This window comes from Alkalihalobacillus sp. MEB130 (assembly GCF_032335535.1).
Classification (GTDB): Bacteria; Bacillota; Bacilli; order Bacillales; family Bacillaceae_D; genus Halalkalibacter.
This window is the reverse complement of the sequence record NZ_JAOANA010000013.1, coordinates 72,982-94,246: the sequence shown is the minus strand read 5'-3', so window position 1 is coordinate 94,246 and position 21,265 is coordinate 72,982. Positions and strand designations below refer to the sequence as shown.

At 38.0% G+C, this 21,265-nt stretch carries 19 protein-coding genes, 17 tRNA genes and 2 other RNA genes; 29 read left to right on the top strand and 9 right to left on the bottom strand.

The window, feature by feature from the left end:
• Positions 1 to 91: 91 nt before the first annotated feature.
• Positions 92 to 1,489, bottom strand: a complete 1,398-nt coding sequence (locus N0O92_RS14275) for a protoporphyrinogen oxidase (protein ID WP_315615371.1) — start codon at positions 1,487 to 1,489, stop codon at positions 92 to 94.
• 311 nt (positions 1,490 to 1,800) lie between these two features.
• On the opposite strand from N0O92_RS14275, the gene N0O92_RS14270 reads away from it, so the two are divergent.
• The 16 genes from N0O92_RS14270 (at position 1,801) to N0O92_RS14195 (ending at position 3,535) form a co-directional block, all read left to right on the top strand.
• Positions 1,801 to 1,876: transfer RNA gene (locus N0O92_RS14270), tRNA-Ala, on the top strand.
• Positions 1,877 to 1,879: 3 nt separating this feature from the next.
• Positions 1,880 to 1,953, top strand: a tRNA-Trp gene (locus N0O92_RS14265).
• A gap of 14 nt (positions 1,954 to 1,967) precedes the next feature.
• Positions 1,968 to 2,043 (top strand) — tRNA-His (locus N0O92_RS14260).
• A 16-nt stretch (positions 2,044 to 2,059) separates the two neighbouring features.
• Positions 2,060 to 2,134, top strand: a tRNA-Gln gene (locus tag N0O92_RS14255).
• Between the two features lie 2 nt (positions 2,135 to 2,136).
• A tRNA-Gly gene (locus tag N0O92_RS14250) sits at positions 2,137 to 2,208 on the top strand.
• A 13-nt stretch (positions 2,209 to 2,221) separates the two neighbouring features.
• Positions 2,222 to 2,292 (top strand) — tRNA-Cys (locus N0O92_RS14245).
• A gap of 25 nt (positions 2,293 to 2,317) precedes the next feature.
• Positions 2,318 to 2,406 (top strand) — tRNA-Leu (locus tag N0O92_RS14240).
• 9 nt (positions 2,407 to 2,415) lie between these two features.
• Positions 2,416 to 2,492, top strand: a tRNA-Arg gene (locus N0O92_RS14235).
• Positions 2,493 to 2,497: 5 nt separating this feature from the next.
• A tRNA-Pro gene (locus N0O92_RS14230) sits at positions 2,498 to 2,574 on the top strand.
• A gap of 329 nt (positions 2,575 to 2,903) precedes the next feature.
• Positions 2,904 to 2,974 (top strand) — tRNA-Gly (locus N0O92_RS14225).
• A gap of 16 nt (positions 2,975 to 2,990) precedes the next feature.
• Positions 2,991 to 3,067 (top strand) — tRNA-Ile (locus tag N0O92_RS14220).
• Positions 3,068 to 3,097: 30 nt separating this feature from the next.
• Positions 3,098 to 3,188: transfer RNA gene (locus tag N0O92_RS14215), tRNA-Ser, on the top strand.
• 20 nt (positions 3,189 to 3,208) lie between these two features.
• Positions 3,209 to 3,283: transfer RNA gene (locus N0O92_RS14210), tRNA-Glu, on the top strand.
• A 7-nt stretch (positions 3,284 to 3,290) separates the two neighbouring features.
• Positions 3,291 to 3,366: transfer RNA gene (locus N0O92_RS14205), tRNA-Val, on the top strand.
• 3 nt (positions 3,367 to 3,369) lie between these two features.
• Positions 3,370 to 3,445: transfer RNA gene (locus N0O92_RS14200), tRNA-Thr, on the top strand.
• 8 nt (positions 3,446 to 3,453) lie between these two features.
• Positions 3,454 to 3,535: transfer RNA gene (locus N0O92_RS14195), tRNA-Leu, on the top strand.
• A gap of 88 nt (positions 3,536 to 3,623) precedes the next feature.
• Here N0O92_RS14195 and N0O92_RS14190 read toward each other — a convergent pair.
• Positions 3,624 to 4,517, bottom strand: a complete 894-nt coding sequence (locus tag N0O92_RS14190; protein ID WP_315615329.1) for a TetR/AcrR family transcriptional regulator — start codon at positions 4,515 to 4,517, stop codon at positions 3,624 to 3,626.
• Between the two features lie 189 nt (positions 4,518 to 4,706).
• On the opposite strand from N0O92_RS14190, the gene N0O92_RS14185 reads away from it, so the two are divergent.
• Positions 4,707 to 6,191: an MDR family MFS transporter gene (locus N0O92_RS14185; RefSeq protein ID WP_315615328.1), complete on the top strand. Its 1,485-nt coding sequence runs from the start codon at positions 4,707 to 4,709 to the stop codon at positions 6,189 to 6,191.
• Between the two features lie 136 nt (positions 6,192 to 6,327).
• A complete protein-coding gene (locus tag N0O92_RS14180; RefSeq protein WP_315615327.1) occupies positions 6,328 to 7,329 on the top strand; it encodes an LLM class flavin-dependent oxidoreductase in 1,002 nt (333 codons plus the stop codon).
• Positions 7,330 to 7,427: 98 nt separating this feature from the next.
• On the opposite strand, the gene mgrA is transcribed toward N0O92_RS14180, so the two are convergent.
• Positions 7,428 to 8,420: an L-glyceraldehyde 3-phosphate reductase gene (mgrA, locus tag N0O92_RS14175; protein WP_315615326.1), complete on the bottom strand. Its 993-nt coding sequence runs from the start codon at positions 8,418 to 8,420 to the stop codon at positions 7,428 to 7,430.
• A 262-nt stretch (positions 8,421 to 8,682) separates the two neighbouring features.
• On the opposite strand from mgrA, the gene ssrS reads away from it, so the two are divergent.
• The 4 genes from ssrS to N0O92_RS14155 all read left to right on the top strand — a co-directional run bounded on the left by ssrS (position 8,683) and on the right by N0O92_RS14155 (position 10,125).
• Positions 8,683 to 8,866: non-coding RNA, 6S RNA (gene ssrS, locus N0O92_RS14170), on the top strand.
• Positions 8,867 to 8,882: 16 nt separating this feature from the next.
• Positions 8,883 to 9,147, top strand: an RNA gene (ffs, locus tag N0O92_RS14165) — signal recognition particle sRNA large type.
• Positions 9,148 to 9,154: 7 nt separating this feature from the next.
• A tRNA-Leu gene (locus N0O92_RS14160) sits at positions 9,155 to 9,240 on the top strand.
• Between the two features lie 729 nt (positions 9,241 to 9,969).
• Positions 9,970 to 10,125 (top strand): hypothetical protein, encoded by a 156-nt coding sequence (locus N0O92_RS14155; protein ID WP_315615325.1) that lies wholly within the window; start codon positions 9,970 to 9,972, stop codon positions 10,123 to 10,125.
• 47 nt (positions 10,126 to 10,172) lie between these two features.
• Here the strand turns inward: N0O92_RS14155 and N0O92_RS14150 are convergent, their stop codons facing one another.
• The 6 genes from N0O92_RS14150 to N0O92_RS14125 form a co-directional block, all read right to left on the bottom strand.
• Positions 10,173 to 10,799 carry an FMN-dependent NADH-azoreductase gene (locus tag N0O92_RS14150; protein ID WP_315615324.1) on the bottom strand — a complete coding sequence of 209 codons (627 nt, stop codon included), beginning with the start codon at positions 10,797 to 10,799 and terminating at the stop codon, positions 10,173 to 10,175.
• A 259-nt stretch (positions 10,800 to 11,058) separates the two neighbouring features.
• A complete protein-coding gene (locus N0O92_RS14145; RefSeq protein ID WP_315615323.1) occupies positions 11,059 to 11,619 on the bottom strand; it encodes an FAD-dependent oxidoreductase in 561 nt (186 codons plus the stop codon).
• 80 nt (positions 11,620 to 11,699) lie between these two features.
• Positions 11,700 to 12,134 (bottom strand): MarR family winged helix-turn-helix transcriptional regulator, encoded by a 435-nt coding sequence (locus N0O92_RS14140; RefSeq protein WP_396334517.1) that lies wholly within the window; start codon positions 12,132 to 12,134, stop codon positions 11,700 to 11,702.
• Between the two features lie 183 nt (positions 12,135 to 12,317).
• A complete protein-coding gene (locus tag N0O92_RS14135) occupies positions 12,318 to 12,722 on the bottom strand; it encodes a (deoxy)nucleoside triphosphate pyrophosphohydrolase (RefSeq protein WP_315615321.1) in 405 nt (134 codons plus the stop codon).
• A gap of 63 nt (positions 12,723 to 12,785) precedes the next feature.
• Positions 12,786 to 12,986 (bottom strand): hypothetical protein, encoded by a 201-nt coding sequence (locus tag N0O92_RS14130; protein WP_315615320.1) that lies wholly within the window; start codon positions 12,984 to 12,986, stop codon positions 12,786 to 12,788.
• A gap of 72 nt (positions 12,987 to 13,058) precedes the next feature.
• Positions 13,059 to 13,829 carry a helix-turn-helix transcriptional regulator gene (locus N0O92_RS14125; RefSeq protein WP_315615319.1) on the bottom strand — a complete coding sequence of 257 codons (771 nt, stop codon included), beginning with the start codon at positions 13,827 to 13,829 and terminating at the stop codon, positions 13,059 to 13,061.
• Between the two features lie 205 nt (positions 13,830 to 14,034).
• Between N0O92_RS14125 and N0O92_RS14120 the strand changes: the two genes are divergently transcribed.
• From N0O92_RS14120 to N0O92_RS14090, 7 genes are all read left to right on the top strand, one after another.
• Complete coding sequence (locus tag N0O92_RS14120; RefSeq protein WP_315615318.1) at positions 14,035 to 14,805, top strand: sugar phosphate isomerase/epimerase family protein; 771 nt, start codon at positions 14,035 to 14,037, stop codon at positions 14,803 to 14,805.
• Positions 14,806 to 14,818: 13 nt separating this feature from the next.
• Entirely contained in the window at positions 14,819 to 15,910 is a 1,092-nt protein-coding gene (locus tag N0O92_RS14115) for a Gfo/Idh/MocA family protein (protein ID WP_315615317.1), read from the top strand.
• Between the two features lie 4 nt (positions 15,911 to 15,914).
• Entirely contained in the window at positions 15,915 to 16,949 is a 1,035-nt protein-coding gene (locus N0O92_RS14110; protein ID WP_315615316.1) for a Gfo/Idh/MocA family protein, read from the top strand.
• Positions 16,950 to 16,952: 3 nt separating this feature from the next.
• Positions 16,953 to 17,921 carry a sugar phosphate isomerase/epimerase family protein gene (locus tag N0O92_RS14105; protein ID WP_315615315.1) on the top strand — a complete coding sequence of 323 codons (969 nt, stop codon included), beginning with the start codon at positions 16,953 to 16,955 and terminating at the stop codon, positions 17,919 to 17,921.
• Positions 17,922 to 18,277: 356 nt separating this feature from the next.
• The gene (locus N0O92_RS14100) at positions 18,278 to 19,339 is read left to right on the top strand and encodes a TRAP transporter substrate-binding protein (RefSeq protein WP_315615314.1); all 1,062 of its coding nucleotides are present in this window, start codon (positions 18,278 to 18,280) and stop codon (positions 19,337 to 19,339) included.
• 97 nt (positions 19,340 to 19,436) lie between these two features.
• Positions 19,437 to 19,952 (top strand): TRAP transporter small permease, encoded by a 516-nt coding sequence (locus N0O92_RS14095; RefSeq protein WP_315615313.1) that lies wholly within the window; start codon positions 19,437 to 19,439, stop codon positions 19,950 to 19,952.
• Positions 19,953 to 21,227 (top strand): TRAP transporter large permease, encoded by a 1,275-nt coding sequence (locus N0O92_RS14090; protein ID WP_315615312.1) that lies wholly within the window; start codon positions 19,953 to 19,955, stop codon positions 21,225 to 21,227.
• The last annotated feature ends 38 nt before the right edge of the window (positions 21,228 to 21,265 follow it).

Sequence of the window (21,265 nt, the reverse complement as noted above, 5' to 3'; positions counted from 1 at the left end):
AAAGAGGAGGGGGAGATTCGCTTTCTATCGCAACCAGGTGATTATTAGATTTAGTAACAAGATCAGGCAACCCTAAATCTGTTGCATTGGCTTAGTTGGTAATATCCAAAAGTGAATAAACGATTTGCTCTGCTGTCTCCTTGCCATTTTTGATGCAGGCACCTATTCCAACTCCATAATAGGAGCTACCTGCAAGAGTAACATTAGGTAAGGTCGAATCCAATTTATCTTTTAATGCTTGAATAGCTTTACTATGATTCAAATGATAGTTAGGCATAAGTTGATCCCATTTTGTTACTTCAAATGCTTTTGGTTGTCCTTTAATCTGAAGACTTTTTTCAATATCATTTAAAGCTGTTTCAATAAGCTCACTTTCATTCATCTGTTCTATAGATGAATACGCCGAGTTTGAACTCTTATAAAAAAGTCGAACTAGGAGGTTATGCTGCTTAGATGTGTTTTTCCACTTTCTGCTTGTCCATGTACAAGCATCACATTGTAGATCGCTATTTGACACAATAAAACCAGTTCCATCTGCGGGGAGTAGAGCATCTGGTAGCTCAAAACCAAGATAAATGCTTGTTAAAGACGAGTTTGTTAATCTAGCAAATTCTTCGTTTAATTCATTGTGATTAAATAGAGATTGAGCAATCTGATGAGGTGTTGTTACCACTATATAATCCGCTTCAATGGTTTCATGATTCGAAAAAGAAATCTGATAAGGATCTCCTATTTTATAAATGTTTGTCGTCTCTACTCCTTTTACTATTAGAACATCTTGTAATTGATCTTCAAGTGAATGTATGAGAGTAGAGAGTCCATTTTGAAAAGAAAGAAATTTTTTATTTGAGTTGGAACGGAACTTTTCTTTGTTTTTCTCTAATCCTTTAATAATGCTTCCGTATTTATTTTTATACTCCAATAAATACGGAAGAGTAGAGGCGATACTTAGTTTATTAAGTTTTCCAGAATAAACCCCTGATAAAACTGGAGCAATTTGTTTCTCGACTAATTCTTTTCCTAAGAAATACTCAAGGAAATCACCGATTGAACTGTCTTTGGTGAAATGTTCATTTTTAAGTTCTAAATCTTTAAGTGCTACTTGTTTTCCTTCAGCTGAAACCAATGTACTTTGAAATAATGAATCAACACTTGTTGGGATACCGAATACAGTGTCAGCGGGAATAGGGTGTAATTCATTGTTTGAATAAATATAGGATATCCCAGTTGAATTATAGACCACTTCCTTTTGTAACTGTAGATCTTCGACTAAGGGCATGACGCTTTCGTGTCTTGCAACGATGGAGTCCGCTCCTGTCTCCATAATAAATTCCTCATTTAAAACCGTGTTAATTTTCCCTCCTAGATATTCCTTTTTCTCTATTAACGTTAACTTCGCTTGTATTTGGTGTTCACGTAATAATTTTTGTAAATAATACATCGTGGTTAGGCCAGTAATCCCCCCACCTATAACAGCTATAGTTTTCAGTGTTCTCACTCCTATTTGACAGTTTCTCTATTTATTATAACGTAATGTACTCATTTCTCTCCTTATATTAGTTATCTGTACAACATACTGACATATTTTTTGATTTCCCTCCACTTATTTAGTTAGAGTGGATGGGATACCGGCAGTTTGATTAAGATTTTTTAACTAAAGACTTGTATGTTATTAAGTTTATGATAAAATAAAAATTCGTGAAGGACAAAAAATAAAAACAATAAAAATAGTTGCGTGGAATAAGATGCTGTGGTATAGTATTAATTGTTCGAGTGATTACTTTTACTGTTTTCGTAAATGGGGCCTTAGCTCAGCTGGGAGAGCGCCTGCCTTGCACGCAGGAGGTCAGCGGTTCGATCCCGCTAGGCTCCACCATTTAGGGGCATAGTTTAACGGTAGAACAGAGGTCTCCAAAACCTCCGGTGTGGGTTCGATTCCTACTGCCCCTGCCAATATGATTAACGTGGCGATTGTGGCGAAGTGGTTAACGCACCGGATTGTGGTTCCGGCATTCGTGGGTTCGATTCCCATCAGTCGCCCCATATTACTACAATGTATTGGGCTATCGCCAAGCGGTAAGGCAACGGATTTTGATTCCGTCATGCGTAGGTTCGAATCCTGCTAGCCCAGCCAATGCGGAAGTAGTTCAGTGGTAGAACACCACCTTGCCAAGGTGGGGGTCGCGAGTTCGAATCTCGTCTTCCGCTCTTTTACAATAATGGCGGTATAGCCAAGTGGTAAGGCACGGGTCTGCAAAACCTTGATCCCCGGTTCAAATCCGGGTACCGCCTTCATTAATTTACAAGTATCTGCCTTGCCGGGGTGGTGGAATTGGCAGACACACAGGACTTAAAATCCTGCGGTAGGTGACTACCGTGCCGGTTCAAGTCCGGCCCTCGGCACCAATTAAATAAGCGCCCTTAGCTCAGCTGGATAGAGTGTTTGACTACGAATCAAAAGGTCGGGAGTTCGAATCTCTCAGGGCGCGCCATATTACGGGAAGTGGCTCAGCTTGGTAGAGCACCTGGTTTGGGACCAGGGGGTCGCAGGTTCAAATCCTGTCTTCCCGACCAGAGAGTCAAATAATGTAATATGCGGGTGTAGTTTAGTGGTAAAACCTCAGCCACGAGCAATGCTTCTGCCGAATAAGCTACGAGTTGTCTCGACGCATTTGCTTCTGAGAATTGCTAGAAGAGGAAGAGACATGTTTGGGCGGATTCAATTTTATGATACAAATCTAGTTAACATGCGGGTGTAGTTTAGTGGTAAAACCTCAGCCACGAGCAACGCTTCTGCCGAATAAGCTACGAGTTGTCTCGACGCATTTGCTTCTGAGAATTGCTAGAAGAGGAAGAGACATGTTTGGGCGGAGTCAATTTTATGATACAAATCTAGTTAACATGCGGGTGTAGTTTAGTGGTAAAACCTCAGCCTTCCAAGCTGATGTCGTGAGTTCGATTCTCATCACCCGCTCTTATAAAATTACTGTGGGCCTGTAGCTCAGCTGGTTAGAGCGCACGCCTGATAAGCGTGAGGTCGGTGGTTCGAGTCCACTCAGGCCCACCATTCCACAGTAAAACGTAATAACTGAGATATGGAGAAGTACCCAAGTGGCTGAAGGGGCGCCCCTGCTAAGGGTGTAGGTCGTTTACGCGGCGCGAGGGTTCAAATCCCTCCTTCTCCGCCATGACATGCTTTATTTCTAGTGGCCCGTTGGTCAAGCGGTTAAGACACCGCCCTTTCACGGCGGTAACACGGGTTCGAATCCCGTACGGGTCACCAATTATATGGAGGATTAGCTCAGCTGGGAGAGCACCTGCCTTACAAGCAGGGGGTCGGCGGTTCGATCCCGTCATCCTCCACCATATGCCGGCCTAGCTCAATTGGTAGAGCAACTGACTTGTAATCAGTAGGTTGGGGGTTCAAGTCCTCTGGCCGGCACCACTTATTTCGCGGGTGTGGCGGAATTGGCAGACGCGCTAGACTTAGGATCTAGTGTCTTTTGACGTGGGGGTTCGACTCCCTTCACCCGCATTCATAGAAAAAGAGCACAATCCAAACTAATTGGATTGTGCTCTTTTTCATTTCATTTCCTCTAATTAAACATGAAACGATACCTACCCTAATTTCCCTTCTCACAATTAAAGTATTTAGAAACGAGACGGTCAAGAGAAGCGAATTGCTCTTGATGAACTGAAGATAAGGTGTTTTTTAATGAATCGATCACACTTTCAATAAGAAATTCACGAGGAGAATTGTGAGTGAGTTCCTCTTGGAGGAAATGTAAAAGTTCCAAATTTCTTTCTTTCTCTTCATGGTTTATTATTGAAATCCTCAAAGCGGTAATGACTTCACTAATCTGTGCTTGGAGATTCGTTCCCTCTAGTTCTATAGAAGGAAGCCATTTATTTAAAAGTTCAGGTTTATTTAGTTGTTCATTTGATTGAGCTAGTTCTTGAACCATTTTTTCCATTCGTTTTACACTATAACGCACAACCTGATATGTACTCGTATTGGACTGATGTTCCATTGTGTAATACTTCATGTTTTGATGGAGAATGCCTAAAAACATAATCGCGCAATCGAGTAAATAAGGTTCCTTATCTTTACCAAAAATATCCTGAAATCGTCGATAGACCCATTGTATCGTTCGAATTTGGCCTCGTTTTATAAAGGCTTTGAGTTCCTCGTCGGTTGAGAAGAGGACTTCTTCATACAGAGTAAAAACTTTGTTCTTTTTGTTTGTATTTAATTGAAATTCAAATTGCTTAACGAAAATTTCGATATCAGAAGGATCTTCACCTATAAGCAATTCATTTCGTTCTTTTTCCATCTTTTTATAAAACGTTCTAAAGAGAGCCATTATTAACTCGTTTTTTGAAGAAAAGTAATTATAAAAAGTTCCCTTTGAAATTCCACTGTATTCTAAAATGTCTTGAATGGACGTTGCTTGAAATCCTTTCTCTACAAATAGTTTATGGGACATGTTTATGACATGTTGTTTTCTGTCGTTCATATACATCACCTTTTATTTGAAGTTGAACTGCTAGTATAGAAGTAATCATACCTTATTTTATTTATTTGGACAAATCCATCACTATAAAGAAATTTTAGTGTTGAATTAGTTGAACCGTTAGTATAATATATTGTCAAGATGAACTAAAGGTATAAAAGATGTACCTATGGTATAGAGAGGGGAAATATAATGGAACATTCCATTGATAAAGGCACTCGTCCCAATTACGGAGTCTTATCCGTACTTATGATAGGAGCATTTATTGCATTTTTAAATAACACACTATTAAATATTGCGTTGCCATCAATAATGATGGATTTGCAGGTAGGACCAGCAACAGTTCAGTGGTTAACAACAGGCTATATGCTTGTAAATGGAATTATGATTCCAACCACTGCTTTTTTCATTCAAAAATATTCAGTGCGGCGTTTATTCCTAATTGCAATGTGTTTGTTTACTTTTGGAACAATCGTTGCGGGACTCGCTCATGTATTTCCGTTACTTCTAGCAGGTCGAATGTTGCAAGCTTCAGGGTCAGCTATCCTAATGCCTCTTTTAATGAATGTTATGTTAGTAAGCTTTCCGATTGAAAGAAGGGGGACTGCTATGGGTATTTTCGGGTTGATTTTAATGGCAGCACCAGCTATAGGTCCCACTTTATCCGGTTGGATTGTCGAACATTACAATTGGAGGATGCTATTTCATTTTGTTGCACCTATTGCAGTTGGAGTGTTAACGATAGGGTTTTTCTTGCTTAAAGATAAGAAAGAAAAGGTAAATCTTAAACTAGATGTTTTCTCTCTTATGTTATCAAGTATTGGTTTTGGCGGAGTTTTGTACGGGTTTAGTTCAGCGGGTAGCAAAGGGTGGGGCAGTCCTCTAGTCTATTTAACTATCATTATTGGAATGATTTCATTAGTCTCTTTTATCTTTCGTCAATCGAAGCTCGAAAGGCCGATGTTAAATTTTGTGATTTTTAAATACCCGATGTTTGCGTTGTCTTCAGCTATTTCTATGATCTTAACTATGGCTATGTTTTCTGGAATGCTACTTTTGCCTATCTATGTTCAAACTATTAGAGGTATTTCTCCATTTGATGCGGGGCTAATGATGTTGCCGGGGGCTTTAGTTATGGCTTTTATGTCACCTGTCACTGGAAAATTGTTTGATAAATATGGTGGGAAAATACTAGCCATTACCGGGTTATCTATTATAACGGTGACGACCTATATGTTTAGTACATTAACATTAGAGACGACCTATCAATATTTAATGATTTTACATGCGGTAAGAATGTTTGGCATTTCTATGGTTATGATGCCCGTTCAAACGAATGGATTAAATCAGTTGCCGACACGATTTTACCCACATGGTACGGCTATGAATAACACATTAAATCAAGTGTCTGGGGCCATTGGTACAGCTTTGCTCGTTACGTTGATGTCGAATCGTACTGAATCAAGAACAGCTGCATTTTTGGAAAGATCACCTGAAACTTCTCTTGAACATATTTCGGTTTTAGCGATGTTAGATGGAATTAATTTTGCCTTCTTTATTTCTTCTTTTATTGTGATTTTTGCGCTAGCGTTAGCGTTTTTGATGAAGCGGGTAAAACAAGAAGAAGAGGAAGATTCATACGAAACAAAACCAACGGGTACTAAGGTAGTTGTTTAACAACCTTAAAATAGACAAAGTATGCGAAAACAGGCATGATCACAAATGAGTTCGTGCCAGCTGAGCAATTAGTTTTGAATCATAAGCGTAAATTGGTAGGATAGAGTAGAAACTGATCAAGAAAGGACACATAATTATGTCAAAAATTAACATTCCTGTTTCCGTCTTAAACTTGGTACCTATTCGTCAAGGACAAAATTCACAAGAGGCTATTGATTCCATGGTGGATCTTGCACAAGCGACGGAAAAGTTAGGTTTTTCAAGATATTGGATAGCCGAACATCACAATACATCTACTTTAGTGAGTTCCGCAACACCAATTTTAATTAAGCATACATTAGAAAATACGAATCACATCCGGGTAGGTTCTGGGGGGATTATGCTACCGAATCATTCTCCTCTCGTTGTTGCAGAACAATTTGGTACGATGGCAACCATTTACCCTGATCGACTAGACTTGGGTCTTGGTCGGGCTCCAGGTACAGATATGAGGACGGCCAATGCATTAAGGCGTTCGAAAAATGATTCTGTCTACACGTTTCCTGATGATGTAAACTCCTTGTTGACGTATTTTGGTCCAGAAGAGGAACAAGGATTTGTAAAATCATTTCCAGGAGTTGGAACAGGGATTCCAATTTATATCCTTGGGTCCTCAACGGATTCAGCTGTGTTAGCAGCTAAATTAGGTTTGCCATATGCTTTTGCATCCCACTTTGCACCAAGATATATGGAAGAAGCCATTTCTATTTATCGTAAACAGTTTCAACCTTCTGCGTATTTGGATGCGCCATATATGATGGTTTGCTTGAATGTCATTGCAGCTGAAACTGATGAAGAGGCACGTTTTGAAGAAACGACAATGCAACAATTTTTCTTAAATGTAGTGCGGGGTACACAAAGTCCGTTAAGTCCTCCGGTTCATAATATGGATGACATTTGGAGTATGCCAGAGAAGGAAATGGCTAAATCGATGTCTAGTGTCACGTTAGTAGGTTCGAAGGATTCAATCCGAGAGCAATTAACGCGTTTTCAAGAAAAGTATAACGTTGACGAAATTATGGCGGTTTCGTATATTTATGATGAGGGGAAACAAAAGCGGTCTTACGAAATATTTAAAGAAGTGGTTGATGGAAGGTAAAAGAACATGATTTATGATGCTTCCGTTAGTTTAGTGTAAATGAACTATTTTATAAAACCTTTAGGCCAAGAGGGAAGTCTCTTGGCCATCTTTCAATTCTATTTAAGAATCGCTTCAATCTTTTCTAATTCTTCAGTTGAAAAATCAAGGTTGTCAAGTGCTTTAACGTTCTCTTCAATTTGACTTACTTTACTAGCGCCAATTAAAGCAGATGTAATTCTTCCCTCGCGAAGAACCCAAGCTAAAGCCATTTGTGCTAGGCTTTGATTTCTTTCTGCAGCTATGGCGCCAAGTTTCTTTACTTTATTCATAACGTCCTCGGTCACTTGGTCCTCACTTAAAAAGCCTGTAGATTTAGCTACGCGAGAATCTGACGGTACTCCGTTAATATACTTATTTGTTAACAAACCTTGCTGAAGTGGACAGAACGCAATCGACCCAACTCCATTTTTTTGAAGAACGTCTTGTAACCCATCATCTTCAATCCATCTATTTAACATCGAGTAACTTGGTTGATGGATAAGTAAAGGTGTACCTAACTCATCTAAGATTTTAACAGCCTGGTCTGTTTGTTCCGCATTATAGCTGGAAATTCCTATGTATAGTGCTTTTCCTTGGCGAACAATTTGATCAAGTGCACCCATCGTTTCTTCAAGGGGTGTGTTAGGGTCTGGACGATGGGAGTAATAGATGTCTACATAATCTAGTCCCATCCTTTTTAAGCTTTGATCTAAACTCGCGATTAGATATTTTTTCGAACCCCATTCTCCATAAGGGCCATCCCACATGTGGTAACCGGCTTTTGTAGATATCACAAGTTCATCCCGGTACGGCGCGAAATCAGTTTTTAATAAAGAGCCAAGCATTTCTTCGGCAGAACCTGGAGGTGGTCCGTAATTATTGGCTAGATCAAAATGGGTTATGCCTAAATCAAAAGCGCGACGAAGCATAGCTCGTCCGTTTTCGAATGGATCAACTCCGCCGAAGTTGTGCCATAAACCTAGTGATAGAGCGGGGAAAAGTAATCCAGATTGACCGCAGCGGTTGTATTTCATTGTGTTATATCGGTCTTGGCTAGCTTGATATACCATTGTATGACACTCCTTTTATATTATACTCACTTAACGAAAGCCCTTTCGCGGGTTATACATTATTTTATATAAAAGAAGGGCATTATGAAAGTGAAAGTTACTATAAATTTTTTTGTATATAGCCGTAAGCTGCGATAAAGATGTAGAATAATACTGATGAAAAAAATTGGAAGTAAAGAAATCACCGAAAACATTGCGTAGAATTATCTATCGTGTTAATATAATATTTGTCGCCGGGTTATGGCGGCATTACAATCCGAGACATATCCTACGATGTGCGTAAACCCTTTTTGTTTTAAACCGTATTGTTTTCTAGGGATTCTAACATTTGATAACTGATGCCAAGCCTTCATTTATGAAGGATCGCAAGATGTTACCATGAAGAAACCCACCTGCTCAGAGCGGGTTATAAAAACAGTTAGGGTGACGGCATCAGTGGGAATATATTTTAGAAAATACATACCGTGCTAGATGGGGAGTTGGCGGTGCCCTGTGACTCGCAATCCGCCTTAGCGAGATTGAATTCCTATCTGCGGTATCGTTTATGTAAGGTTTGCCTTATGCAAGCGGTGTTGACCATTGGGGTCCACGCAACAGAAACCTATGAAACTGGTCAGGTCCGGAAGGAAGCAGCCATAAATAGATCATTCTGTGTGCCGTGGGTTACCCTGATTGAGCTGGCTACATTAGTTACACTTATGTAACGATATCAAGGATAGGTGCACGGTTACAATGCGGTTGTGGCGGAATGGCAGACGCGCTAGGTTGAGGGCCTAGTGGGGGTGACCCCGTGGAGGTTCGAGTCCTCTTAACCGCACCAAAAATTACCAAGGAAATTGTTTTGAAAAGTGTTGGTAATATTGATAAATTATGATATGTTGATGTTCTCACTGCTGAAGGTAGTGAATTTTTTGGTGTATTGTCGCGCGGAATTTAATATTTTGTTGTAACTTGAACTAATTAAAGATTATTATGGGGATTTTGGATAGCCACGTGTGGACAATGTTTTCTATAAAGGCTCATCTAGTAACGTCCTCCTCTCTTTAAGAGGAGGACGTTACTAGATGAAAAACCACAACCGACAATGGTTGTGGTTTTTGCTGTTCACAAAATAAGTAAGGAAATAAAAGAGAGTTTGCCACTTGAAACATCAGTCTTTATCAACCTAAAAAAGAAGTTAGAAAAGGTAATTCTGGCAGATGATTTTCCTGTATGAAGAGTTATAAGCATTGTTTCATTTTTGGTTTTTAAGACATAAATTGGAAAAAATTGAATTGAAATGTTTACCAATTCAGTATCATAAGTTAAAATATTAGTTAAATAGTTTTGTAACTAAACTCCTACTTATTAGGATGATGAAAGGGAGGGAATAGGAGGTAAGGGCAGATTATATGAAGGTAATTTCGATTAGAGGGTGAATTTATACCTATCATAACATCGAAGAGACAGCAGTAAGAGGGAGCTATTCTCTTTAATTAGGACTCGTATTTATTGAATTCTAACTAACTACTTAGTGACAAAAGCCGGTGAAAAAATGAGGAGTGATAACATGAATCGTTTACAAGACAAGCCAACTTACTATGATGGAAGCGGATTGAAAAAGGTAGTCCCAGGAGACAAAAAAGGATATAAAGATTATGTCATTCAACCAGAAGGAAATATGAAGCATGTACAAACTCCTTATTTTCCATTTTTAGAAAAATAAAAGAACAGCGGGTTGGGATTGAAGCCAACCTGCTGTTCATAAGTTCATTAGAATGTTTTTGCCACTTCTTTTGCTTGTTCTAATCCTTTTTCGATGATTTCTTCAGCTTGATCAGGGAATTGGTTATGTCCTTCAATAATAACCGTTTGCAATTTTTCTACACCCCAGAAGCTAAACATTGTTTTTACAAAGTTAACAGCCATTTCTGCTGATTGAGCAGGGCCCTCTGAGTAAACACCGCCTCTTGCATTTAGAAGAACAACGTCCTTGTCTGGTAGTAACCCTTCAGGACCTTCAGCTGTATAACGGAAGGTTTTACCAGCTTGAGCCATGTAGTCTAAATATGTGTGGAGAACAGCTGGTACTGTGAAATTCCATAGTGGGAATGCGATCACAACTTTATCTGCTTCAAGGAATTGATTTAAATAACGATTTACGATATCTGTTGTTTCTTTTTCAGAAGGAGTTAACTCTAATCCTTTTGAAAGCTTGAACATACCATTAATCTTATCCGTATCATAATATGGTAAGTTCTCTTCGAATAAATCAAGCTCCGTAATAGTATCGTTAGGATTAGATGCTTTATATTGATCTAAAAAAGTGTGATAAAGTTTAACACTTACCGCCTGTTCGATAGGTCTTGAATTTGCCTTAACAAATAATACGTTTGCCATAAAAAATACCTCCATTTAATAATGTTGCTATAGCAACAAATTGTGTAAATGTAACTAGTACTTTATTAGTAACTACAAAGAAGTACTACATCACGTTATTTTGTATCTTAGAAAGAAGCTAAAAATAAATAGTTGCTATACATACTAATTACATAAAACTTAGTATAATTAAGGTCAATCTCAAAGTCAATCAATACGACTTAAAATAAAATGGGAGAGCAAAAACAGGTCTCCAGAGGAGGAGGCCTGTTTGAATCATCTATTTTAAAATGTCATGATCAACATAACGCTCACCGTTTAATTCGCTAATAATATTTATAGCAACAGCTGCACCATTTCCTGCAGTGACAATAGTATGTACACTTACCCCCGCTATAGTTCCCGCTGCCCAAATACCGTCTTTATTCGTGCGCCCATCTTTATCAACTTCAATGATGGATTTAATTCTAGGTTCTGTTGCCGTTATAACTGTAAGCCCAATTTTTTCAGCTAAGTTGCTCAATGCACCAGTTGCAAATAGTACATGTTTTGCATGAACTTCTTGGTTCTCACCTTCAATTTTATATCCTTCAGCTTCTGAAGAAACGTTAACGACAATGTCTTCAATTATTTCAGCACCAAACTTAATGGCTTGATTTTTACCTGTTTCCACTAAATCAGGACCAGCTATTTCATTGACCCCGTAATGATTTTCAACCCATGCTCGTTGAGTCATCCCTTTGCTGTTATCAAGAACAACCACTTTCTTCCCGGCCTTCGCTGCAAAAATGGCTGCACTAGCACCTGCTGGGCCTCCTCCAATTATGGCGATATCGTACATAGTTCATTCCCCCAAAAATGATAATAGTAAAGCGCTTCCTAAAATATATATCTGTAAAAGAGCAATTACATTTGTAATCTTTAAAGTTGCTCCTGTACATTTTTATTCATTTTTTCTAGGATCTTCTCCATTTGCATTAGTTCTACTTCTGAAATTCCTTTGCAAACGAGATCATTAAATTGTTCTGCAATAGGAATAACCTCATCCCCAAGCTTCTTTCCACACGGTGTTAAGTAAAGCTTGAGAGAACGGCGGTCATCTTGACAATGGCTCCTTTTAATAAACCCTTTTTTTTCTAAGTTTGATGCCATTCTAGCAATGTTAGTCTTATCTTTTTCTAATTTAGTCACAAGTTGGTGTTGTGACAGACCATCTTGTTCCCACAGGAGCATCATAATTAAATTTTGCTCTGGAGCGAGGTTATATGGCTCTAATTTAGCTTTAACATAGCTAGTTAAAGTTAAATCGGTTTTATGTAGTTTAATACTAATATAATCTTGGAAGGATAATTTCAATATGTGCACCTCACAAATAGTTGCTATACATACTAATTTCAAACTAAGTATAGAAAAATTGTATACTTCTGTCAACTTGAGTTTGTAAAATAAATGTAAAAAAGGAAGGGGATTCAATTCATCTCTAGAGGGGGGCTTAGAAATAATGTACTAAGGAAAGAGAACAACTAAAGCCATGTTACTCTAGATATCCTCTTTTTTCCGAATTAATTTTTGAACTGCCGGGATATCTGCTGGTGCCCATTGTAGTGATAAGAGCTGTTCTCGTTTGAGCCAAAGTAATTTAGAATGTTCATTTGCAATGGGGAGACCTGCTATAAGTTTTGCTCTAATAACAATAAGGTGAATCGTAAACTCCTCATACGTATGCGTGTGTTCGTGAAATACATCGATAGGTTCAATTTGGCATTGCAATTCTTCAGTAATTTCTCTTTTCAGAGCAGAGTAACAATCTTCGTCTTTTTCAACCTTTCCCCCAGGAAACTCCCACATGTTTGGAATTTTCATCACGGGAGAACGAAGTGCACAAAGGATTTCCAATTTTTCATTTTCAATAATAGCGGCAACGACATTGATGGTTTTATTCATAGGGCCTCCTATGTCAGGTATTATGAATGGTGGAGAGGTACAATATAGTAAAACTCGTAAACATTATTTCAACTTCTCACTTTCCTCTATTAGATGTTTCACTAATTGTCCAACCCTCTCATTATCTAATTCGTAAGAAGCGGCCTTGATTTCTTCGTAAATTAATTGGTCAATGACTTCGTCGCGATCAATATCCACCCACTTATTTTCTTTGTCTAACTGCGCTAATTGTGCTTTCACTCGGTTTAATGCGTTTTTTTCCATTTTTTTCACTCTCCTTTCAATTTTTTTTAGATTTGTTTACTTATTATGATCATAGTAAGTTGAAAAAACAACCTATTCCTTTCTCCTGAATACCCCAGGAGATTTTCCGTGTTTTTTCTTAAACACTTTATGAAAATACGTATAGCTACCAAACCCACAGTTTTCAGCAATTTGTTCAAGGGACAAATGAGTATATTTCATTTGGTCTTTAGCTGCAGATAAGCGAATATCTTGCGCATATTCAATCATTGTTTTTCCAACATGTTCTTTAAATAGGTGCACGGCCCGGGAGACACTTAGTTCGACGTGCTGTGCAACTTCTTCAATTTTAAATGGGGTTAAAGCTTCTTCTTCAATAAAGCGCATCATTCGGCTGACGATAGGTGGACGCTCGAAGAATTCAGTCGTTTCATTGACAGCTCGTTCAAGAGAAAGGCAAAGGGCCTTCATTAAATACTCTACTAATTCACGGTTCTCTTTTGTAGGAGGGCGGCGTTCTTCAACTATTATATGCCTCCATAGTGTTAGAATTTTCTCATCTAAATGAATACGTGAAATACTTGGTTTTTTGGAGCGCTCCCACCAATGATCGATCCAATCTCCTTTACAAAAAACATAAAAATCACTACTATTCTGATCTTCCTCTATTTTTAATTCATAATAATCTCCTGGTTTAAGGAGGAGGAGATGACCTTTTTCAATAGACATCGAATCTTCGTTAATAACGATTTCACAAGAGCCTTCTGTTTGAAGACGAAACAAATAGTCACTTAATCCTGATTTATAGGAAGAATAAAACGGTTTAGAATGATGAGAAAAACTACATAAGCCAATAGAAATCATTGTGAGTGCTCCTTTTTATATTAAAAATAGCAAAATAGTTGATGTTTTAATCATATCATTTATTTTCATGAAGGGAAAAACCAATTATCATAAAGGAAATTGATGATAATGTATGAATGAAGGAGGTAAGGGGAGAGTAAGAAAGGCTTTTTTTATTAGAGAACATTAAAGCGTTTACAAATAAATGGTGAAAGAGGTTTTGGATATGTCAAACATTTCAGTTGCAGTTCAAATGTATACATTGCGCGAAGAAAGTGAGCAAGATTTTGTTGGTACACTAAAAAAAGTAGCGGAACTAGGTTTTGAGGGAGTGGAGTTTGCTGGTTACGGAGGACTTTCGGCAAAAGAAGTACGAGTGGTACTAGATGAACTAGGTTTAAAAGCTGCATCAAGCCATATCTCATTAGTTGAATTAAAAGATAATTTAGAGAAAGTAATAGAAGATCAAAAAATTCTTGGTAGTAAATATATTGTTTGTCCATTTTTAATGCCGGATGAGCGTACAGAAGCACATTATCAGTCTCTTATTTCTTTTTTAGAGGAAGCAGGTTCAAAATGTAAACAAGAAGGCATTACGCTTTGCTATCACAATCATGATTTTGAACTTGAGCGTTTACATGATGGGAGAACAGCACTTGAAGCGATTTTCGATGACACAAGTGCAGATCATGTTCAGACAGAACTTGATGTGTATTGGTTAACAAAAGCGGGTGAAGATCCGGTTGAATGGATTCAACGATACAAAGGACGAACACCTTTGGTTCATTTAAAAGACATGACAACAGATGAAGAGAAATTTTTTGCAGAACTTGGTACAGGTGGGGTCGATATTGAAGCGGTACTGGCTACGGGTGAAGAAGCAGATGTTCAATGGTGGATCGTTGAGCAGGATGCAAGTCGTCGTACTCCACTAGAAAGCATTGAAATGAGCATTAATTATCTAAAGACAAAACTTCCTCATTTAGCTGAAAAATAAAGGAGGAAGGGACATGGCATTAAAAGTAGGACTTATAGGCTGTGGTAACATAAGCGGAATTTACTTAAAGAACAGTCAACGATTTTCAGCGTTTGATATTGTTGCTTGTGCAGATGTAAACGAAGCAAGAGCACGAGAAGTAGCAGACTCATATGGAATTGAACAGATGACAACAACGGATTTACTATCGTCACCTAAAATAGATGTGATCTTAAACTTAACGGTCCCTCACGCTCATGCTGAAGTGATTTTACAAGCAATCGAACAAAAAAAACATGTTTACACAGAAAAGCCGCTTTCCGTTTCTTTTGAAGACGGGAAACGAATTTTAGAAGCTGCTAAGTTAAAAAATGTTTATGTCGGATCGGCACCAGATACATTTTTAGGTGGGAGCATCCAGCTTGCTGGTTCGCTTCTAGAACAAGGCATCATTGGAAAGCCAGTTGGAGCAACCGCTTTTATGATGTCTCGTGGACCAGAATCATGGCATCCGAATCCTGAATTTTTTTATCAAGTAGGCGGAGGACCTATGTATGACATGGGACCTTATTATATTACAGCACTTGTGAGTTTACTTGGATCTGTGAAACGAATAGCTGGATCAACCAAAATTTCTTTCCCAACACGGATGAAAACGAGTGAAGCTAACTACGGAGAAACATTTAAAGTAGATGTTCCGACTCATGTGAGTGGAATGGTTGATTTTGCGTCTGGAGCCACTTCAACTATTACAACGAGTTTTGATGTTGCTGCGTCTAGAACGCCGTTTATTGAAATATACGGGGAGAAGGGAACGATCAGTTTGCCTGATCCGAATCACTTTAATCAACCTCTATTACTCAAAGTACATGGGGAAAAAGAATGGAACGAGCTAAAGCCAGCAGGAGACGCAGATGATAATTTACGCGGAATCGGATTAGCGGACATGGTGGAAGCAATACAAAATGAATCAGAGGCAAGAGCAAGTGGCCAGTTGGCCCTGCATGTTCTTGAGGTCATGCACGGAATTCATCAATCATCAGAACAAAGCAGACATTACGAGATGGAAACTACGTGTGTAAAACCACTTTTATTAAAAAGTAAATACATCAATACGGAGGAATAAAGCAATGAGTACAGTTAAAGTAGGAGTTATCGGATGTGGAAGTATTTCAAGATTGCGTCATCTACCTGAATATGGGACAAATAATCAAGTAGAAATTGTTGCTGTATGTGATATCGTTGCAGAACGTGCAGAAGAAATGGCTGAAAAATATGGTGCAAAGGCGTTTACTGATTATAAAGAGCTTTTAAAACTAGAAGAAATCGATGCAATTAGTGTTTGTTTGCCAAACTATTTACATGCACCTGTATCAATTGATGCTTCAAATGCAGGAAAACATGTATTATGTGAAAAACCAATGGCAACATCGAAAGAAGAAGCTGAGGAAATGATTAAGGCAGCCAAAGACAATGGCAAAAAATTAATGATTGCACATAATCAACGTTTTGTTTCCTCACATCAAACGGCAAAAGAAATCATTGAAAGTGGAAAATTAGGTAAGATTTTTAGTTTTAAAACAACATTTGGGCATCCTGGACCTGAAAAGTGGAGCATTGATGGAGCTGAAAGCTGGTTCTTTAACAAAGAAGAAGCATTTATTGGAGCAATGGGAGATTTAGGAGTTCACAAAGCTGACTTAATGCGTTATCTTCTAGGAGAATTCTCGGAAGTCGCTTCATTCATTGAAACAAACGCAAAAGAAAACACAGAAGTTGATGACAATGCCGTTTGTCTTCTAAGAACAGAGAGCGGGATTATTGGTACTCTTGCAGCGAGTTGGGCATATGTATCAAGTAGTGATAATTCAACTATTATTTATGGTGAAAAGGGAACACTTCGTTTAGAAGCAGATCCTGAGTACTCATTAATTGAAGAATATAAAAATGGGAATGTTATTCAACATAAATTAGATAAGATTCAAACGAATGAAGAAGGTGGACAAACTAGCAGTCATGTTATTGACCATTTTGTCAATTGCATCGTTGAAAATAAAGAGCCACTTATTACTGGAGAAGAAGGTTTGAAATCATTAGAAATTATTTTAGCCTCTATTGAATCACAAGAATCTAAACAAATTGTTTCCCTTCGAAAGGGTGTGTAATTTATGAAGTTAGGCGTTTTTACCGTTTTGTTTGCTGGGAAGTCATTTGAAGAAATGCTTGATCACGTAAAAGCCTCTGGGCTTGATGCAGTTGAGATCGGCACAGGTGGGTATCCCGGAAATGCTCACTGCCCACTTGATGAACTGCTCGAGGATGAGCAAAAAAGAAAAGATTACTTAGAGGCCGTGACGTCACGTGGTTTAACGATTAGTGCGTTTAGCTGTCATGGTAATCCGATTTCTCCAGATAAAGCCTTTGCTGAAGAATCTGACTCAGTGTTACGTAAGACAATTAAATTAGCGTCTCTACTTGAGGTTCCGGTAGTAAACACGTTTTCTGGAACAGCAGGAGACAGTGAGGATGCAAAGCAACCGAACTGGCCAGTTGTTCCGTGGCCAACAGAATATGCCGATATTTTGACTTGGCAATGGGAAAACAAACTAATTCCTTATTGGAAAGAGATCGGTCAATTAGCTGAGCAGCATAATGTGAAGATTGGTCTTGAACTTCATGGAGGATTTCTTGTTCATACACCATATACAATGTTAAAACTAAGAGAAGCAACCTGTGATGCAATTGGAGCCAATCTTGATCCAAGTCATATGTGGTGGCAAGGAATTGATCCAGTTGCTGCGATTAAAATTTTAGGTAAAGCAGGAGCGATCCATCATTTCCATGCAAAAGATACGTACATTGATCAAGATAATGTGAATATGTATGGATTAGTAGATATGCAGCCATATGGCAATGTTCAAACGCGTGCTTGGACATTCCGCAGTGTTGGGTGTGGACATAGTTTACAAGAATGGTCTGATATGATCAGTGCATTACGGACTTATAACTATGATTATGTTGTGAGCATTGAACATGAAGATGCCATCATGTCAATTGATGAAGGTTTTTCAAGAGCAGTTAAAAATCTAAATGATGTGTTGATTAGAGAGTCTGCTGGCGAGATGTGGTGGGCGTAACTATGAAGAAAAATGGCTGAGTGATTCTATCACTCAGCCATTTTTTTAATTCGATCTACATCTACAATCTGTATCGAGAACTTTTAATTATACCATCGCGCTTCCATTGTTGAATTAACTTGTTTATTGTAAAACTTGTTTGCAGGGAATCTAAAAAAATATAATAATAAAACGTTAAATAGTTTACAACATTCAGAGTTATGAGATAATTATTATGAGGAAACAAGTTACTATTAATCGGAGAGGGGTTTATTGAAACACTAAAAAAGGGCTTCTGTTTGTTTCTTTCCTATCTAGAATTGAGAGAGTTGGAGTAGAGCCTAAAAAGAAACAATATAAAAATAGGGGTGGAATTAATGGGAATTCGTAGAACAATGCTGTTCATGTTTGTTTTTATTGGCATGCTTGTACTAGCTGCCTGTGGTTCAAGTGAATCCAGTGGAGATACGGGCCAAACACCTGGTGAGTCTACTAATGATTCAGATGATGCGGTTGTAGGAGAAACAACCGTTTTGAGAATGGCTCATTTAATGGATACATCTAACGTGTGGCATATTACAGCTGAGAAATTCAAAGAAGAAATTGAAACATTATCTGAAGGTCGATATACGATAGAGATTTATCCAAATGGAGAGATTGGTACAGAAGCCGATATGTATCAACAATTAGGAAGTGGAAATATTGATTTGATGTTTAGTAGTTTAGCAAATTTAACGGGTTCATATGAAGAATTTGGTGCTTGGTTTGTTCCTTATCTGTTTGATAATTTAGACCAGGCGTACGAAATGGGACAAACCGATGAAGCAAAACAAATTTTAGATTTAGTCGAGCCTGATAATGTTGTTTCACTTGGTTATGTGTTAAATGGTATGAGGCAGCTAAATACAGTAGATCCGGTTACTGAACTATCTCATTATCAGGGAGAACGAATTCGTGTTGTTCCGAGTCCAACAATTGTGGATTGGTATAATCGAATTGGTGCATCACCTACGCCAATGAGCTTTGGAGAAGTGTTTAGTGCTTTGCAACAAGGAGTCATTGAGGGCGTCGATAATGACTTAACGTCAATCTTAAGTGGAAAGCATTATGAAGTTGCTAAGCATGTTACGTTAACGAACCATTTCGCATGGGGAGGAGCAAGTCTAGTAAATGCTGATTTTTGGAATACTTTATCAGAAGAAGATCAACTATTGTTCCAAGAAGCATATGCGAACACGGAAGCATTTAATGTGGAACTTGCGAAAGAACGGACGGATTTGGACATTGCAGAACTCGAGGAAAATGGTGTAGAAATTCATGAATTAGAAAATAGAGATGAGATTCTTACCCTAGCTCAAGAAATGCAAGAAGCTTATAATGCTGAAAGTGAAATAATTGCAGCCTTTATTGATAAAGGGAATGAGATTTCTGGAAGATAAATATTTTAGTTGGAACATTCAGGTAAGCCGGCGAAGTAGGTAAAGCCGGCTTACCTATTCCATTATATATAACTTTTGAAAGGGGGAGATGTTGAGAATGGTAAAAAAATCAATAGTGTATTTTGATCGCGTCATGATGTTGATTGAAAAATTGTTAAAAGGCATTATTGTATTTTCTGTTGCTGCATTAGTTATTGTAATGTCTTTGAATATTATCTTTCGGTATGTTCTCAGTGCTCCCATTTTTTGGGCAGATGAATTTGCTTTATACATGTTAGTTTGGATAACTTTTTTAGGGGCTAGTATTTGCATTAAGCATGATCGGCTACCAGCCATTACGATTCTAAAAGATAAACTGAATACTACGTTAAGATTGTATTTATATATCATTATTCAAATTGCTATTTTACTATTTTCATTTATTATTTTGTACTATACGTTTGATTGGATTACATCAAACAATGTCGCAAACCGTGTATCTGCGGCTATGCGTGTACCGATGTGGATTCCCTATTCCATATTGCCATTAACGATGTTTATTAACGTTTTATTTGTCTTACACAACATTTTGCATTCAAAACAGAGTTTGAAGCTTGAAATGGGAAGTGATTAGATGCTGATAGCCGGGATAGCGTTATTAATTTTACTAGCTTTTGGATTTCCTATAGCAATCGTATTAGGAATTAGTAGTGTTATTTATATGCTTGCTACGGATAGTTTGAATCTAATGACTTCTGCACCTCAACGAATGTTTAATGGTGTGGAAACGTATGGATTATTAGCCATACCACTTTTTATGTTAGTAGGGGAATTAATGAACCAAGGAGGAGTGTCTAATCGGATTATCAAATCTCTTAGTTTATTAATGGGGCATTTAAAAGGTGGTTTGGCTTATGCTAATGTTGTAGCGAATGTTTTCTTAGCTTCTATTTTAGGATCAGCTAACGCCCAATCAGCTATTATGAACCGAGTGATGGTTCCTGAAATGGAAAAAGAAGGATACAAACGGGAATTTAGTGCTGCTCTCACAGCATCATCTTCGCTAATGGGGCCAATTATTCCACCAAGTATGATTTTTATTTTGTACGGTGTCTTAGCAGGTGTTTCAATCAATGGGTTATTTCTAGCAGGGATTATCCCTGGTTTGCTCTTCGCTCTAGCCTTTGTTGGAATGATTTACGCATTGTCGTTTAAGTATAATTTCAAAAAAACAGACCGGGCCAGTGCTGCTGTTATTGCTAAATATCTTCTTCAAGTGATTCCATCCTTATCAATTCCTGTGATTATAATTTGGGGGATCTTAACGGGGGTATTCACACCAACTGAATCAGCAGCTATTGGTTGTTTAATTGCATTTATTCTGGGGATGTTTGTCTATAAAGAGTTAAAATGGAGTGATCTTTCGAAAGTTTTCATCAATACAGCTGTAAATACATCGATCATTACATTTATTATCGTGAATGCTAGCTTGTTTAGTTGGGTAATGGCAATGGAACGTATTCCACATTTAATCATGGATTTTATTATGTCGATCGCAACAAGTCCGCTAATGTTTTTGGTGTTAGTCAACATTCTTTTCCTTGTTATCGGGATGTTTATGGATGAGATGGCTGCTATTATTATCCTTGTCCCTATCTTAATGCCAATTGTGTCAGCCTATGGCATTGATCCTATACATTTTGGGGTAATCATAGCCATTAATGCAACGATTGGATTAATTACACCTCCAGTTGGCTATGTTTTGTTTACAACTAGCTCTATAGCAGAGGTGAAATATGAGCGCTTAGTCCGAGCGATTATCCCGTTTGTTGCCATATCTCTTCTAATCCTGCTTATCATTACATATGTGCCTGCGGTCACAACGTGGATTCCACAGTTATTTGGATAAGTGGGTTTCTAGTATAGATTAAATATTAGGAAGGTCAT